This window comes from Xylanibacter caecicola (assembly GCF_013166515.1).
GTDB classification, from domain to species: Bacteria; Bacteroidota; Bacteroidia; order Bacteroidales; family Bacteroidaceae; genus Prevotella; species Prevotella caecicola.
Map to the genome: position 1 here is coordinate 68,607 of NZ_JABKKJ010000006.1, position 13,823 is coordinate 82,429.

13 protein-coding genes and 1 tRNA gene are annotated in these 13,823 nt (G+C 49.4%); 11 read left to right on the top strand and 3 right to left on the bottom strand.

All coding sequences use genetic code 11. The features are described 5' to 3' along the window. Positions 1 to 27: 27 nt before the first annotated feature. The 10 genes from HPS54_RS05465 to HPS54_RS05510 all read left to right on the top strand — a co-directional run bounded on the left by HPS54_RS05465 (position 28) and on the right by HPS54_RS05510 (position 9,967). Positions 28 to 2,106, top strand: coding sequence for a DNA topoisomerase 3 (locus HPS54_RS05465; RefSeq protein ID WP_172344457.1), 2,079 nt, complete (start codon positions 28 to 30; stop codon positions 2,104 to 2,106). Positions 2,107 to 2,182: 76 nt separating this feature from the next. Next, complete coding sequence (gene porE, locus HPS54_RS05470) at positions 2,183 to 4,255, top strand: PorE family type IX secretion system protein (RefSeq protein ID WP_172344458.1); 2,073 nt, start codon at positions 2,183 to 2,185, stop codon at positions 4,253 to 4,255. Positions 4,256 to 4,663: 408 nt separating this feature from the next. After that, the gene (locus HPS54_RS05475) at positions 4,664 to 5,686 is read left to right on the top strand and encodes a branched-chain amino acid aminotransferase (protein WP_172344459.1); all 1,023 of its coding nucleotides are present in this window, start codon (positions 4,664 to 4,666) and stop codon (positions 5,684 to 5,686) included. Positions 5,687 to 5,731: 45 nt separating this feature from the next. Further along, the gene (trmB, locus tag HPS54_RS05480; RefSeq protein WP_172344460.1) at positions 5,732 to 6,502 is read left to right on the top strand and encodes a tRNA (guanosine(46)-N7)-methyltransferase TrmB; all 771 of its coding nucleotides are present in this window, start codon (positions 5,732 to 5,734) and stop codon (positions 6,500 to 6,502) included. A 276-nt stretch (positions 6,503 to 6,778) separates the two neighbouring features. Continuing rightward, positions 6,779 to 6,866 (top strand) — tRNA-Ser (locus HPS54_RS05485). 24 nt (positions 6,867 to 6,890) lie between these two features. Then, positions 6,891 to 7,736, top strand: a complete 846-nt coding sequence (locus HPS54_RS05490) for a MotA/TolQ/ExbB proton channel family protein (protein ID WP_172344461.1) — start codon at positions 6,891 to 6,893, stop codon at positions 7,734 to 7,736. After that, entirely contained in the window at positions 7,733 to 8,251 is a 519-nt protein-coding gene (locus tag HPS54_RS05495; protein ID WP_172344462.1) for a hypothetical protein, read from the top strand. The genes HPS54_RS05490 and HPS54_RS05495 overlap by 4 nt, the downstream gene beginning before the upstream one ends. A 14-nt stretch (positions 8,252 to 8,265) precedes the next feature. Continuing rightward, a complete protein-coding gene (locus HPS54_RS05500) occupies positions 8,266 to 8,829 on the top strand; it encodes an ExbD/TolR family protein (protein WP_172344463.1) in 564 nt (187 codons plus the stop codon). Beyond that, complete coding sequence (locus HPS54_RS05505) at positions 8,826 to 9,311, top strand: ExbD/TolR family protein (protein WP_172344464.1); 486 nt, start codon at positions 8,826 to 8,828, stop codon at positions 9,309 to 9,311. The genes HPS54_RS05500 and HPS54_RS05505 overlap by 4 nt, the downstream gene beginning before the upstream one ends. A gap of 161 nt (positions 9,312 to 9,472) precedes the next feature. Next, entirely contained in the window at positions 9,473 to 9,967 is a 495-nt protein-coding gene (locus HPS54_RS05510) for an Lrp/AsnC family transcriptional regulator (protein ID WP_172344465.1), read from the top strand. A gap of 146 nt (positions 9,968 to 10,113) precedes the next feature. On the opposite strand, the gene HPS54_RS05515 is transcribed toward HPS54_RS05510, so the two are convergent. The 3 genes from HPS54_RS05515 to HPS54_RS05525 all read right to left on the bottom strand — a co-directional run bounded on the left by HPS54_RS05515 (position 10,114) and on the right by HPS54_RS05525 (position 12,976). Continuing rightward, the gene (locus tag HPS54_RS05515) at positions 10,114 to 10,596 is read right to left on the bottom strand and encodes a dihydrofolate reductase (protein WP_172344466.1); all 483 of its coding nucleotides are present in this window, start codon (positions 10,594 to 10,596) and stop codon (positions 10,114 to 10,116) included. Between the two features lie 86 nt (positions 10,597 to 10,682). Beyond that, entirely contained in the window at positions 10,683 to 11,477 is a 795-nt protein-coding gene (locus tag HPS54_RS05520) for a thymidylate synthase (RefSeq protein ID WP_172344467.1), read from the bottom strand. Positions 11,478 to 11,524: 47 nt separating this feature from the next. Beyond that, on the bottom strand, positions 11,525 to 12,976 hold the full coding sequence (locus tag HPS54_RS05525; protein ID WP_172344538.1) for a methyltransferase RsmF C-terminal domain-like protein: 1,452 nt from the start codon (positions 12,974 to 12,976) through the stop codon (positions 11,525 to 11,527). 138 nt (positions 12,977 to 13,114) lie between these two features. Between HPS54_RS05525 and HPS54_RS05530 the strand changes: the two genes are divergently transcribed. After that, positions 13,115 to 13,822, top strand: a complete 708-nt coding sequence (locus HPS54_RS05530) for a DUF6249 domain-containing protein (RefSeq protein ID WP_172344468.1) — start codon at positions 13,115 to 13,117, stop codon at positions 13,820 to 13,822. Position 13,823 lies beyond the last annotated feature (1 nt).

Below are 13,823 nucleotides of genomic sequence, written 5' to 3' on the forward strand. Positions count from 1 at the left end.
ATAAATTGTAAATTATCAATTAGAAACATGATTGTCTGCATAGCCGAAAAGCCCAGTGTGGCGCGTGACATAGCGCGTATCATCGGGGCAACGACGCAAAAAAACGGATACATGGAGGGCAACGGGTATCAGGTGACATGGACTTTCGGTCACCTGTGCACGCTGAAAGAGCCCAATGACTACACCGATATGTGGAAGCGCTGGAGCCTTTCCGCCCTGCCGATGATACCGCAACGCTTCGGAATAAAGCTCATCGATGACGACGGAATAAGGAAACAGTTCGCCGTGATAGAGAAACTTATGCAGGCAGCCGACGGCATAATAAACTGCGGTGACGCCGGGCAGGAGGGTGAACTGATACAGCGCTGGGTGATGCAGAAGGCACGCGCCACATGCGAAGTGAAGCGTCTGTGGATATCATCGATGACCGACGAGGCAATACGTGAGGGGTTTAACAACCTGAAAGACCAGGAAGACTACCGTCCTTTGTACCTTGCGGGACTGAGCCGTGCCGTGGGAGACTGGATACTCGGCATGAATGCAACCCGTCTATACACGCTTAAATACGGACAAAACCGCCAAGTTCTATCCGTGGGACGCGTGCAGACCCCCACCCTCGCACTGATTGTCAACAGGCAGAAAGAGATAAACAACTTTGTGCCCGAGCCTTATTGGGTGCTCTCAACCATATACCGCGACACGCTGTTCACCGCCACAAAGGGCAAGTTTACGAGCAAAGAGGAAGGCGAGAAATCGTTTGAGACGATTAAAGGGAAGCCCTTCACCGTAACAGACGTGCAGAAGAAACGTGGCACCGAGGCACCTCCACACCTCTATGACCTTACATCCCTACAGGTTGAATGCAACAAAAAATACGGCATGAGCGCCGAAATGACGCTTAACATCATACAGGGTCTCTATGAAAAGAAGCTCACCACGTATCCCCGTGTGGATACTCAGTACCTCAGCGACGACATCTATCCCAAGTGCCAGGGCATACTCAAGGGACTTGCCGGATATGAAACACTGACACAACCGCTCGTCGGAGCACCGCTTACAAAGAGCAAGAAGGTGTTCGACATGTCGAAAGTGACCGACCACCATGCCATAATTCCCACCGGAGTACCTGCCCGCGCCATATCGGACATGGAGCGTCATGTGTACGACCTTGTGGCACGCCGCTTCATATCGGCATTCTACCCGGACTGCAAGTTCTCCACAACGACCGTACTCGGAGCCGTTGACGACATCGAGTTCAAGGTTTCCGGCAAGCAAATTCTCGAACCGGGATGGCGCGTTGTGTATGGAAAGGAGGCGAAAGAAAACGACGATGACGATGCAAAGAAAGGCGACGACGAACGCACTCTGCCTGCTTTTACCAAAGGAGAAAGCGGAGATCATCAGCCAACGCTCACCGAAAAATGGACAACACCGCCCAAACCGTACACCGAGGCAACGCTGCTGAGGGCCATGGAAACGGCAGGTAAGTTCGTGGAAAACGACGAACTGCGCGCTGCGCTTAAGGAAAACGGCATCGGAAGGCCGTCGTCGCGCGCCTCGATAATAGAGACTTTGTTCAAAAGACACTACATAAGGCGCGAGCGCAAGAACCTAATTGCAACTGAAACGGGCATGGAACTGATCGACCTTATACACGAAGAACTGCTCAAAAGCTGCGAACTTACGGGTATATGGGAGAAGAAACTGCGCGACATAGAGCACCGCAAATACGATGCGGCACAGTTTGTTGAAGAGCTGAAACAGCAAATAAACGACATAGTGAGCAAGGTGCTTGCCGACAACAGCAACCGTCACATCACCGTAACCACGGAAGATGAGCCGAAGAAAAAGGCTGCGAAAAAAGCCTCCACGCCACGAAAGAAAGCCGCAACCAAGCCAAAGAAGAAAAAGACTGCCGATGTGCAAGCCCCCGAAAACAACTCTCAAACCGATCCGTACATAGACAAGACATGTCCCGTATGCGGCAAGGGAACGATAATAAAAGGTAAGACGGCATACGGATGCAGCCGCTGGAAAGAAGGATGCGGATATCGCATGCCTTTCGACGGCAACCCGTCCGCGACATCTCATGACACACATAAATGACGCATCTGCAATATATTGCGCGCCGGTACGTTATTATATAAACATAAAAATCACTTCTGAGGGTTTGCAATAATAAATGAGAAACAAAATCATCACAGTGTGCACGGCGGCAGTAATGCTTGTTATGACGGCATCGTGCGGCGCGGACAAGAATATGAAGAAGGGCGAGAAGTTTCTTGCCATAGGCGAGTATTACGAGGCGGCGATACAGTTTAAGAAGGCTTACGGCAAGACTCCGCCCAAGGAAAGGGACAAGCGCGGACAGCGGGCGGCAAAACTTGCCCGTTGCTACGACCGCATGAACTCTCACCAGAAAGCCATAGCGGCATATCGCAATGTGATAAGATACAAGCAGGACACGCCCGAAACACATGCCGCCCTTGCACGACTGCTGCTTAAAAACGGCAATTACAAAGAGGCGGCAAGAGAGTTCCAAACGGTATTGGACACCCTTAAAGGAAACCGACTGGCTGAAAACGGGCTGGAATCCGCTCTTACGGCGCAACGCAAGAAAGAAGAAGGGTCAAGATATATCGTAAGGAAAATGGACGTTTTCAACTCACGACGGGCAGACTTCTCGCCGATGTTCTACGGCGACGAGTACGACAGACTCTATTTCACTTCCACACGAAACGAAGCTGAGGGTGATGAGTTGAGCGGCATAACTGGTACGAAAAACGGCGACATATTCTACTCTGAAAAAGACGACAAGGGCAAATGGGGAAAGCCGCAGACCATAGAGTCGGGACTGAACACTGAGTTTGACGAGGGGGCATGCTGCTTTACACCGGACCAAAGAGAGATGTATCTGACACAATGTACAAGCGATCCGGCATATCCAAGGTACGCCACAATTGTTACATCCAACCGCACCGACGCGGCATGGAGCAAGGCTACAAAGCTCGATATCACACGCGACACGCTGTCAAGTTATGCCCACCCCGCCATATCACCAGACGGAGAGTGGCTCTATTTCACATCGGACATGCCGGGAGGAAAGGGCGGACTGGATATATGGCGCGTAAGAATAACGGGCGCCGGGCTTGGTGGTGTGGAGAATTTGGGCGAGCCTGTCAATACGGCGGGTGACGAGATGTTCCCCACATTCAGACCAAATGGCGACCTATATTTCTCATCCAACGGTCATCCCGGCATGGGCGGACTGGACATTTTCATTGCTTCGCCCGACAAAAAGACGGGCAAATTCGTACTTGAACATCCCGGATATCCACTCAACTCGCAGGGCGACGACTTCGGAATGACATTCGAAGGACCGCACAACCGTGGTTTCTTCTCGTCGAACAGAGGCGACGGAAGGGGCTGGGACCACATATACAGCTTTGAGAAGCCGGAGATAATACAGACCGTAAAAGGCTGGGTCTACGAAATGGAAGGCTACGAACTACCTGCCGCACAGGTATATATGGTAGGCAACGACGGTACAAATCTTAAACTGAGCGTAAAGGGCGACGGTTCTTTCACACAGGTTGTCAACCCGGGAACAGACTACATAATGCTTGCCACATGCAAGGGTTTTCTTAATCATAAGGAGGAAATAAGCATACGGCAGACGGACGAGTCGGAGGAGCATGTGCTGCAATTCCCGCTCGCATCGATACGTGTGCCGGTGCTGATAGACAATATTTTCTACGACTTCGACAAGTATACTTTGAAACCTGAGTCGGCAACCGCACTCGATGAATTGGTGAAGTTGCTCGAAGAAAACCCCAACGTTACGATAGAACTGAGCGCACACTGCGACTACAGAGGCAGTGAAGCATACAATAAAAAACTGTCTCAAAAACGTGCGGAGACGGTGGTGGAATATCTCATAGCGCACGGCATAGCCAAAGACAGGCTTACACCCGTGGGATACGGAAAGGAGAAACCCAAGACCATACGCAAGAAACTGACAGAGGCTTATCCATGGCTTAAGGAGGGCGACGTGCTTACGGAAGACTTCATAAAGCAACTTGACAAAGACAAACAGGAGATGTGTAACCAGCTGAACCGCCGCACCGAATTCATCGTGTTGCGCACCACATACGGTATGTTCGACGAAAAGGGGAACCTGAAAAACCCACCCAAACCGGCAAAAGAAGAAAACAAGCATGACGAAGACGAGATATTCGACATCTTCATAGAGTAAGTCCATTAAGAAGAAAAGGGAGATATAAAGGAAGATAAAAGAAGATATCAAGTAAGAAAAAGGGAAATATAAAGGAAGATAAAAGAAGATAAGGGAAGATATAGGACGTATGCTTTGTTGTCAGGTCTAAAGCTATTGTCTTTTATCTTCCCTTATCTTCTTTTATCTTCCCATATCTCCGTTCACATCTCTCCTTACCTTTTTATATATACATCATCCTCTCTCCACTTCCACTCCCCTCGCCCTTCCACCATCGACTATCCCCTTTTGCATGCCATTAAACATTGCTCCACATTCATAAAAAACAGCCATTAACTTCTTTTTATTGCTATTTGTTGCAGAAAAGAGGTTTTCTTTGTACTTTTGTAGTAAATAACAATTATTGTATAATATTAAAAACAGATTGTCATGAAAGATATGGACTGGTCCGGCCTGTCGTTCGGTTATGTTCCGACAGACTATAATGTACGTTGCTACTACCGCGACGGCAAATGGGGAGAAGTGGAAGTCTGCTCCGAGGAATACATCAACATGCACATGGCTGCAACCTGTCTGCACTACGGGCAAGAGGCGTTCGAGGGTCTGAAAGCCTTCCGATGCCCGGACGGCAAGGTACGTGTATTCCGCATGGACGAGAACGCGGCACGTCTGCAAAGCACATGCCGTGGAATAATGATGCCTGAAGTGCCCACCGAACTGTTCGAGGAAATGGTGCGCAAGGTGGTGCGTCTCAATCAGGAATACATACCTACATACGAAAGCGGAGCGACGCTGTACATCCGTCCCCTGTTGCTCGGCATGACGGCACAGGTGGGTGTTCACCCTGCCAAGGAATATCTTTTCGTGATATTCGTAAGCCCCGTGGGACCATATTTCAAAGGCGGTTTCTCCACAAACCCGTATGTAATAATACGCGACTACGACCGTTCGGCACCGCTTGGCACGGGCAAATACAAAGTGGGAGGCAACTATGCCGCAAGCATGAAAGCCAACGACATTGCACACAAGAAGGGCTATGCCTGCGAATTTTATCTCGATGCAAAGGAAAAGAAGTATATAGACGAGTGCGGAGCCGCCAACTTCTTCGGAATAAAGAACAACACATACGTAACTCCGAAGTCTACAAGCATACTGCCGAGTATCACCAACAAGAGTCTTATGCAGCTTGCCGAGGATATGGGAATGACCGTTGAACGCAGGCAGATACCGGAAGAAGAGCTTGCCACATTTGAAGAGGCGGGAGCATGCGGAACGGCTGCGGTGATAAGTCCGATATCGAAAATAGACGACCTTGAGAACGGAAAGAGCTACGTTATAAGCAAGGACGGCAAGCCGGGACCGATAAGTACCGCTCTTTACAACAAGCTGAGAGGCATACAGTACGGCACCGAGCCTGACGTACACGGCTGGACCAAGGTTGTGATAGAATAATATCCGGAACTAAAAAACAGAAGACAAACACAGAGCATAACACTGATGGGCAAGGGGAAATTAGCTAAATTTGCCGACATGGAGCGGTATGAGAACGTTTTTCAATACCCTTATTCGGTTGTCGATCAGGTTCCTTTCGAAATGAAAGGACGCTGGCATGAGGATTATTTTCACAACGACAATCCGATAGTTCTTGAACTCGGATGCGGAAAGGGAGAATATACGGTGGGACTGGCACAGCTGTATCCCGACATGAACTTCATCGGCGTGGACATCAAAGGTTCGCGAATGTGGACCGGTGCGACACTGGCTTTGGAGCAGGAACTTAAGAACGTGGCGTTTCTCCGCACCAACATCGAGGTGATAGAACGGTTTTTCACCGACGGCGAAGTGCAGGAAATATGGCTTACATTCAGCGACCCGCAGATAAAGAAAGTCAGCAAGCGGCTCACAGGAACGGCTTTTCTGGAACGCTACCGCAAGTTCCTTGCCGACAACGGAACCGTACATCTCAAGACCGACAGCAACTTCCTGTTCACATATACGACTCATGTTGTCAGTCACAACAACCTGCCTCTGCTTTTCAGAACCGAGGATTTGTATCATACCGACGGACTTGACGACGAGACACGGAGGATACTTTCAATCCGCACATACTACGAGAACATGTGGATTGAACGTGGACTTAACATCAGATATATGAAGTTCGGGCTTCCCAAGACCTGTTCATTGGAAGAGCCTGATGTGGAAATTCCAGTAGACGAGTATCGCAGTTACAAGCGCACTAAGCACACAAGCCGCGACACGAGCAAATAAACGGGCTATCGACAGAGGCTCACGGTACCCACACATTAATATATATAATCGGTCAGGAACACCTGTTCGTTATACAATATTTACCTTAAAAGGCACGGAGGGAATACATTCTGCATGCAGGATTTCACCCTCCGTGCCTTCATTATTCCGACTGTTGCAAGTGTAAAAATAAAAGAAAAAAACACGAAAACATAAAAAAGATGTGATTTTATGCGTTTAATAGAGGGAAAAAGAATAATTTTGCAGCGCATAACGGCAATTGTCGTGCCACATTAAGGAAAGGTGCTCGAGTGGCTGAAGAGGCACGCCTGGAAAGCGTGTATACGTCAAAAGCGTATCGGGGGTTCGAATCCCCCTCTTTCCGCAAACATCTTTTAATACGTACCAAATGAACAGATTGATTACAAGAGTCGTATTTTCTTTATCCCTGATATTTATTTTTACAATCACAGCAACCGCACAGGGTGACACTGTATCCGTACAGACGGAACAGAAAACATCACAGACGGATGTGGCTGAAACGGACAGCACGGCTACCGACACTGTCATGACGGCATTCGCGGAAGCACCTGAAGATTATGCAACGGCGACAGACAACGGCGGCTTATACAAGAGCATAAAGGTAAAATTCATTGAAGGTAACGTGGGGTTCATGTCTCTTGTGGCGCTGGCACTTATCATAGGACTCACTTTCTGCATAGAAAGAATTATATATCTGAGCCTGTCCGAGATAAACACACGCAAACTGTTGGAAGACATCGAGGCAAAGATAATGGACGGGGACGTTGACGGCGCCAAGTCGATATGCCGCGAGACGCGCGGTCCGGTGGCGTCTATCTGCTATCAGGGGCTCATGCGTACAGACGAGCCTATGGAGAATATAGAACGCAGCATCGTGTCGTATGGTTCGGTACAGTCCGCCAATCTTGAAAAAGGATGTACGTGGATAACACTGTGCATAGCCATTGCCCCGTCATTAGGATTTCTCGGTACGGTGGTCGGAATGGTAATGGCATTTGAACAGATACAGACAGCTGGCGACATAAGTCCCACCATTGTGGCGGCCGGAATGAAAGTTGCGCTAATCACAACGATATTCGGTATCATCGCCGCACTTATCCTGCAAGTGTTCTACAACTATATTCTGACTAAAATCGAGCACATAACCACACAGATGGAAGAGGCTGCCATATCTTTGCTCGACATAATAATGAAAAGCAGACAAGCACGATGATATTCTCCGGAAATAAAGAAAAGGCAACGGGAAAGACTACGGCTGAGAAATTTTCATCACGTGTGCTGTACGTCGTGGCGACAATTACGGCTGTCATATTCGGATGCTTCTACATGATAGGATATGACATTCCATCGGATGACGACCCACAATTCAAGTCGCCGCTTCTCACCGATGCCGTTATCATCCTTGCCATTCTGCTCATCGTCACGGCTCTGGCTGCAATGGCATTTGCCATTGTCAGGGAAGTGAAATGCCGCGACAGAAGCACCGCAAACGCCAACAACATACCGTCACGGCGCATTGCCGCAATCACGGCAGCGGTCACCGTCGCATGTATGTCTGTCTCGTTCGTTGCCGGTTCGGCGCATCCCATGTTCATCAACGGCACACAATACACCACAACATTCTGGCTGAAAGCTGCGGATATGTTCATCATTACCGCCATACTCCTCATCGCCATTGCAATAATAACGGTGATAACGCAACGCATAAGATACAATAAAGGCAAATAACAGGACAGAAAACTATGATAAGAAGAAGGCACGACAGGCGCAGAGTTCCGTTCCTCAACACTACGGCAACGGGCGACATATCTTTCATGTTGCTTGTTTTCTTTCTTGTGATGACCTCCATGGATACGGACAAAGGACTTCTTCGAAAACTTCCTCCGCATAATGATGAGAAGGAAGAAGTCATCACCGACATGGACAAACGCAATGTCCTTCAACTTACATTAACGGCATCGGGAGAAATATTAGCGGACGGGAAGCCTGTGGACGGCGGAAGTCTAAGGAAAGAAATAATGACATTCGTCGACAGGAAAACCGAACGCCGCAAACATATCATATCGATAAGCGTGGACAAGAACGCCGACTACGACTCCTATTTCAACATGCAGAACGAAATCGTCGCGGCATATAACACGCTGCGTAACACATACTCTCTGCGCACATTCGGACATCCATACAACCGCTGTACGCCATCCGAAAAAGAGCAGGCGACTGCCGAATATCCCCAAAGAATAGCCGAAAACTACCCCGAAAGCACTGCCGTAAACAGTCATGAGGAACAGAAAGGAGGCGCAGAATGACATACTTCCGCCGCCCGAAACGCCAAATACCATCGCTCAACATGACTTCGTTGCCCGATCTGATATTCACCGTTCTCTTCTTCTTTATTCTCGTTACACACATGCGCGAAGTCACATTGAAGGTGAAATATCGCGTTCCCGAAGGAACGGAGCTTACCAAGACAAAGAAAAGTCCGGGTCTTATACATATATATATAGGTCCTCCTGCGGATCACCTGCAACGCTTTTCCGGCACAGACACACACATACAGATAGACGACAAGTATGTAAATGCGGACGAAGTGACCGACTACCTGTCCGAAATATGCCGACCGCTGACACCCGAAGAAAGAGAAAACATAACAGTGGCGATAAAAGCCGACAGGCAGACAAGCATGGAAACAATAATCAAGGTGAAGCAGGCACTGCGCAAGGCAGGTGTCTTGCACGTAAGCTATTCCGCCACATCACGAAACATAAACAAAGGAACCGGACAGAAATAGAAAATCTCCGAATTTATTTCAACACACCTCCCTACTTCTGTTATTTTACTTATCACTGTGCCGTTTTAGTTCGGAACTATAATCAAAAAGCATTTTTTAGATTTCAAATCATTGCATATTTGATATTTTTATATACCTTTGCATACAAAATTAATACTGAAATGGCACATCAAAACTTAGATTCATTGGACAAGAAAATTCTCCGGCTCATTGCCGAAGATGCCCGTATCCCGTTTCTCGAAGTGGCACGTGCTTGCAATGTAAGCGGCGCAGCCATACACCAACGTATCCAGAAACTCAGCAATCAAGGTGTTCTCAAAGGTTCGCAGTTCATCATAGACCCTGAAAAAATAGGCTATGAAACATGCGCCTACATAGGTCTGAACCTCAAGAATCCCGAAGATTTCGACAATGCGCTTGCCGTTTTGCAGCAGATACCGGAAGTTGTTGAATGTCACTACACCACCGGCGACTATGACATGTTCATCAAAATATACGCTCTGAACAATCATCATCTGCTCAACATCATCCACAACAAGCTCCAGCCCCTTGGTCTTGCAAGGAGCGAAAGCATTATATCGTTCCACTCGGCATTCAGCCGTCAGCTGCCGATAGCCGACGTAACGACGGACAACACGGCGGATGAAGAAGAATAAGGCATAACCTCTGACAATGCTAAGGCGCAACGCCCTGCCGTCATTATCGGCACTTCCGGAATTCCAACCGGACTGTTTCCGAATAATCACGGCAAGGTGTTGCGCCTTTATATTTCAAATACCGGCAAGCCGTCTACACCTTTACGTCATCTCACATAATCCGTAAAGGCAAAGTCGAATGCGTGCCTTTCATCTTTAACATGTTCTTCCTTTGCCACGACATGCCAACCGTCATACGGAGGAAAAAACGCATCGGCACCCTCGGGAGTATCGTCAATCTCCGTAAGACACAACCTGTCCGCCACTCCCATAGCCTGTTCGTACACGCTTGCGCCACCTATTATATATATGTCCTCTTCACTGCCACAACCTGCAAGCGCCTCATCGAGCGACTTAAAGCATTCGCATCCATCGAACGACAGCGACGTGTTGCGACTCAACACAACATTGCGTCTGTTGGGCAAGGCGCCTTTCGGCAACGACTCAAACGTTTTTCGTCCCATTATGATAGTATGCCCTGTAGTCAGAGCCTTGAAACGTTTGAGGTCATCGGGCAACCAGTAAATAAGTTTGTTGTCCTTTCCTATCGCACGGTTTTTCGCCACCGCCACAATGATATTTATTCTCATAAATACTTGTTTTATCTTTATAATATTCCGTTTACACACAACACATCGGCAACCGCCGTTCCGTTATTTCCGCTTACGATGACACGCTACACACTGACCTCAGCCTTTATATGCGGCAGTGGGTCGTACCCTTCAAGACGGAAGTCCTCGTATTTGAAGCCGAAAAGGTCCTTTACGTTGGGATTGATAACCATTTTCGGCAACGGGCGCGGCGTGCGCGACAGCTGCAAATCCACCTGTTCGAGATGATTAAGATAAAGATGCGTGTCGCCTGTGGTATGTATAAACTCTCCCGGTTCCAGTCCCGTAACCTGCGCAACCATCATCAACAGCAACGCATACGAGGCAATGTTGAACGGCACACCAAGGAATGTGTCCGCGCTGCGCTGGTAAAGCTGAAGGCTCAACCTGCCGTCCGCCACATAAAACTGGAACAGGCAGTGACACGGAGGCAGCTTCATGCTGTCTATATCCGCCACGTTCCACGCGCTTACAACCATGCGGCGCGAGTCCGGATTGTTCCTCAACTGGTCCAGAATATTCTGTATCTGGTCTATGTGTCCTCCCCTATAGTCGGGCCACGAACGCCACTGGCTGCCGTAGACAGGACCGAGATCGCCGTTCTCGTCTGCCCATTCATTCCATATTCTCACGCCATGCTCCTGGAGATACCTTACGTTTGTGTCACCGTTAAGAAACCACAGCAGTTCATATATTATCGACTTCAGGTGCAGCTTCTTCGTCGTGAGCAACGGGAAACCCTCACTCATGTCAAACCGCATCTGGTGTCCGAAGATGCTTATCGTCCCCGTTCCGGTGCGGTCTTCTTTCTTTACGCCCTCCGTCTTTATACGTCTGAGCAGGTCTAAATACTGTTTCATTATGTATGTTGTTGTTTGTTTATTGTCTGTCTTGATAACTGATGACGTCAGCGGACGAGACAGTCATCGTCCTTACCCCTCACTATTATATCGCAGTCGTCCGCCGGAACATAGGTGCTTTTTATCTTCCACTCTGCCGGATAGAGATTGTTGGCACGGTTTCCTATGTTCTTCTGAAATCCTATGGGACAGCCCCGATATGTCATCACCACCGGTCCGCGCGGCACACTGCCCGGAAGAGGCACCGCCTCACGGCGCAAGAATGCCACCGCCTCAGTATGTTCCAGCTCCACACATGGGAATGCCTCCTTGCGGAAAGCACGCGAAAGGAGCAGCGACTGGGCGGGAACAACATCCTTGCCCCTGACCTCGCCCACCGTAATACCGGCATGTATCACCCGCAGGCGTTTATCCGCCACATCGTATATGTCACTCCACCACCGGTGCACAGCCCTGTAAAATCCGTCGCACAAACGCACGTTGTAGTCCTCGAAACCGTCTATCCACCCGTTGTCTTTCAACGTCACGGCATGTTTCTTAGCTCCCGCACGGGTCTTGTCGGCTTTCTTTCCGCCCTTTTTCTCGCTCACGCCGCAGTCTTCGCCGTGCTTTCTGAGCACCGCCATGAAAAGCCCTTCGCCTCTTGTCAGTCCGGGTAAGAAGCGGTAAACGGGAGCATCGAAACCTTCGAGCAGCGATCCCGTGATGCCCCATGACACGTCGGTATCCACCGGAAGCACGTCGGCTCCAAGCTCATCGGCGACATACCGCACGTTTTCCTCGTTCTCGCCGACATTGAACGTGCATGTGGAATATATCAACAGACCGCCCGGGCGGAGACAGTTCCACACATCCTGCACTATGGAACGCTGCAAACGGCGACACTTTTCTACGCCGTTAAGGCTCCATTCCTCGCGCGCGCCCTCGTCTTTCCTGAACATTCCCTCGCCCGAACACGGCACATCGGCAATCACGACATCAAACACCAGCCCCGATTTGCCGTAGTCGGCAGGATAACTGTTGGTCACCACCACATCCTCATGCCCCAGTTTCTGCACATTCTCCGCCAAAACCATCGCGCGTCCGTGCACCGGTTCGTTGCAGAACAGCAGACTGCCCTCGGGCAGAACACTTCTTGCAAGCGTCGACTTGCCGCCCGGAGCGGCGCAAAGGTCGAGCACACGGACGGGCTTGTCTGCAACATAGCGCCGCAAGACACGCTCGAGAAACATCGAAGAGGCATCCTGGACATAATAGACACCGGCGTGCATGAGCGGGTCGAACGTAAAGTTGGGTCTGCGCTTAAGATAACGCCCGTTGGCACACCAGGGCACCATGCCGTCGCCGCAGGCTATGTCCGCCACGTCGGGATTGCATTTAAAAGGATTGAGGCGCACGCTCACGGGCGGCTCGCCGGCAAGCCCCGCTTCCAGAGTCTGCCACATCCTGTCGCCCATAAGCTGCCGCGTATATTTTATAAAATCATCGGGAAGTGTCATGAAAATCATGTTTTACAGCACACAAAGTTACAAATAATCCGCCCCTTTACGCGATTTATCATTACTTTTTTTATTACTTTGCAACCAAACAGCACTTTTACACGTCAAACAAAAAGAAAACAAAAGACCAATAAAATTATGAGAAAGTTGTTTCTAACGCTGTCTTTAATGACAGCACTGACCACCGCAACAGTGGCCGACGCACAACGCCACCGCCACAATCCGCAGATAATAGCACACGCCACCGCAGCAGATACCACTGCCGCCGTCGCCTTCTCGGACACGACTTCCGCTTCCGTCAATACGGAACAGGATGATGCCGACCGCACAAGCGGCAATCAGGCACAAGTATTCAAAGACCCGTTCGAAAGCGTGCAAGACCCGTTCAGCCTCATGGGATATCTTCCCGGCATAGGCATCGCCGGCACAATCGTCGCCATTTTCCTGATTCTCCTGTGTCTGCTCATCGTCTGTTCGCCGTTCATCCTTGTCGGAATAGTGATACATATACTTGCAAAGCGTCGCTACAAGAAGTACGAAATGATAGAAAGAGCCATGGAAAAGGGATATGACATACCCGAAGAACTCATGCTACCGGAGGAATATACCAACGAAGCGATGTGGAAAAAGGGCATAAAGAACATAAGCATTGGTCTGGGACTGATATGCCTCTTCGGAATAATCGGCGCCGAACCGCTTACGGGCATAGGATGTATCGTGCTGTTCTACGGCGTGGGACAGGCGGTGATAGCCAAAACCGTGAAGGACAAAACAGGCAACGACGGAAACGCAAGACACACCTTGCACGGAAAATCCGATATCAAAGAAGACGAAGTGGAGCGATAAG

Bases quoted from the DNA above. Each gene is read 5' to 3' on its own strand.
- trmB (WP_172344460.1), top strand. From the start codon at position 5,732: ATGGGCAAGGGGAAATTAGCTAAATTTGCCGACATGGAGCGGTATGAG.
- HPS54_RS05525 (WP_172344538.1), bottom strand. From the start codon at position 12,976: ATGACACTTCCCGATGATTTTATAAAATATACGCGGCAGCTTATGGGC.
- HPS54_RS05465 (WP_172344457.1), top strand. From the start codon at position 28: ATGATTGTCTGCATAGCCGAAAAGCCCAGTGTGGCGCGTGACATAGCG.
- HPS54_RS05490 (WP_172344461.1), top strand. From the start codon at position 6,891: ATGAACAGATTGATTACAAGAGTCGTATTTTCTTTATCCCTGATATTT.
- HPS54_RS05520 (WP_172344467.1), bottom strand. From the start codon at position 11,477: ATGAAACAGTATTTAGACCTGCTCAGACGTATAAAGACGGAGGGCGTA.
- HPS54_RS05515 (WP_172344466.1), bottom strand. From the start codon at position 10,596: ATGAGAATAAATATCATTGTGGCGGTGGCGAAAAACCGTGCGATAGGA.
- HPS54_RS05495 (WP_172344462.1), top strand. From the start codon at position 7,733: ATGATATTCTCCGGAAATAAAGAAAAGGCAACGGGAAAGACTACGGCT.
- HPS54_RS05530 (WP_172344468.1), top strand. From the start codon at position 13,115: ATGAGAAAGTTGTTTCTAACGCTGTCTTTAATGACAGCACTGACCACC.
- porE (WP_172344458.1), top strand. From the start codon at position 2,183: ATGAGAAACAAAATCATCACAGTGTGCACGGCGGCAGTAATGCTTGTT.
- HPS54_RS05510 (WP_172344465.1), top strand. From the start codon at position 9,473: ATGGCACATCAAAACTTAGATTCATTGGACAAGAAAATTCTCCGGCTC.
- HPS54_RS05500 (WP_172344463.1), top strand. From the start codon at position 8,266: ATGATAAGAAGAAGGCACGACAGGCGCAGAGTTCCGTTCCTCAACACT.
- HPS54_RS05475 (WP_172344459.1), top strand. From the start codon at position 4,664: ATGAAAGATATGGACTGGTCCGGCCTGTCGTTCGGTTATGTTCCGACA.
- HPS54_RS05505 (WP_172344464.1), top strand. From the start codon at position 8,826: ATGACATACTTCCGCCGCCCGAAACGCCAAATACCATCGCTCAACATG.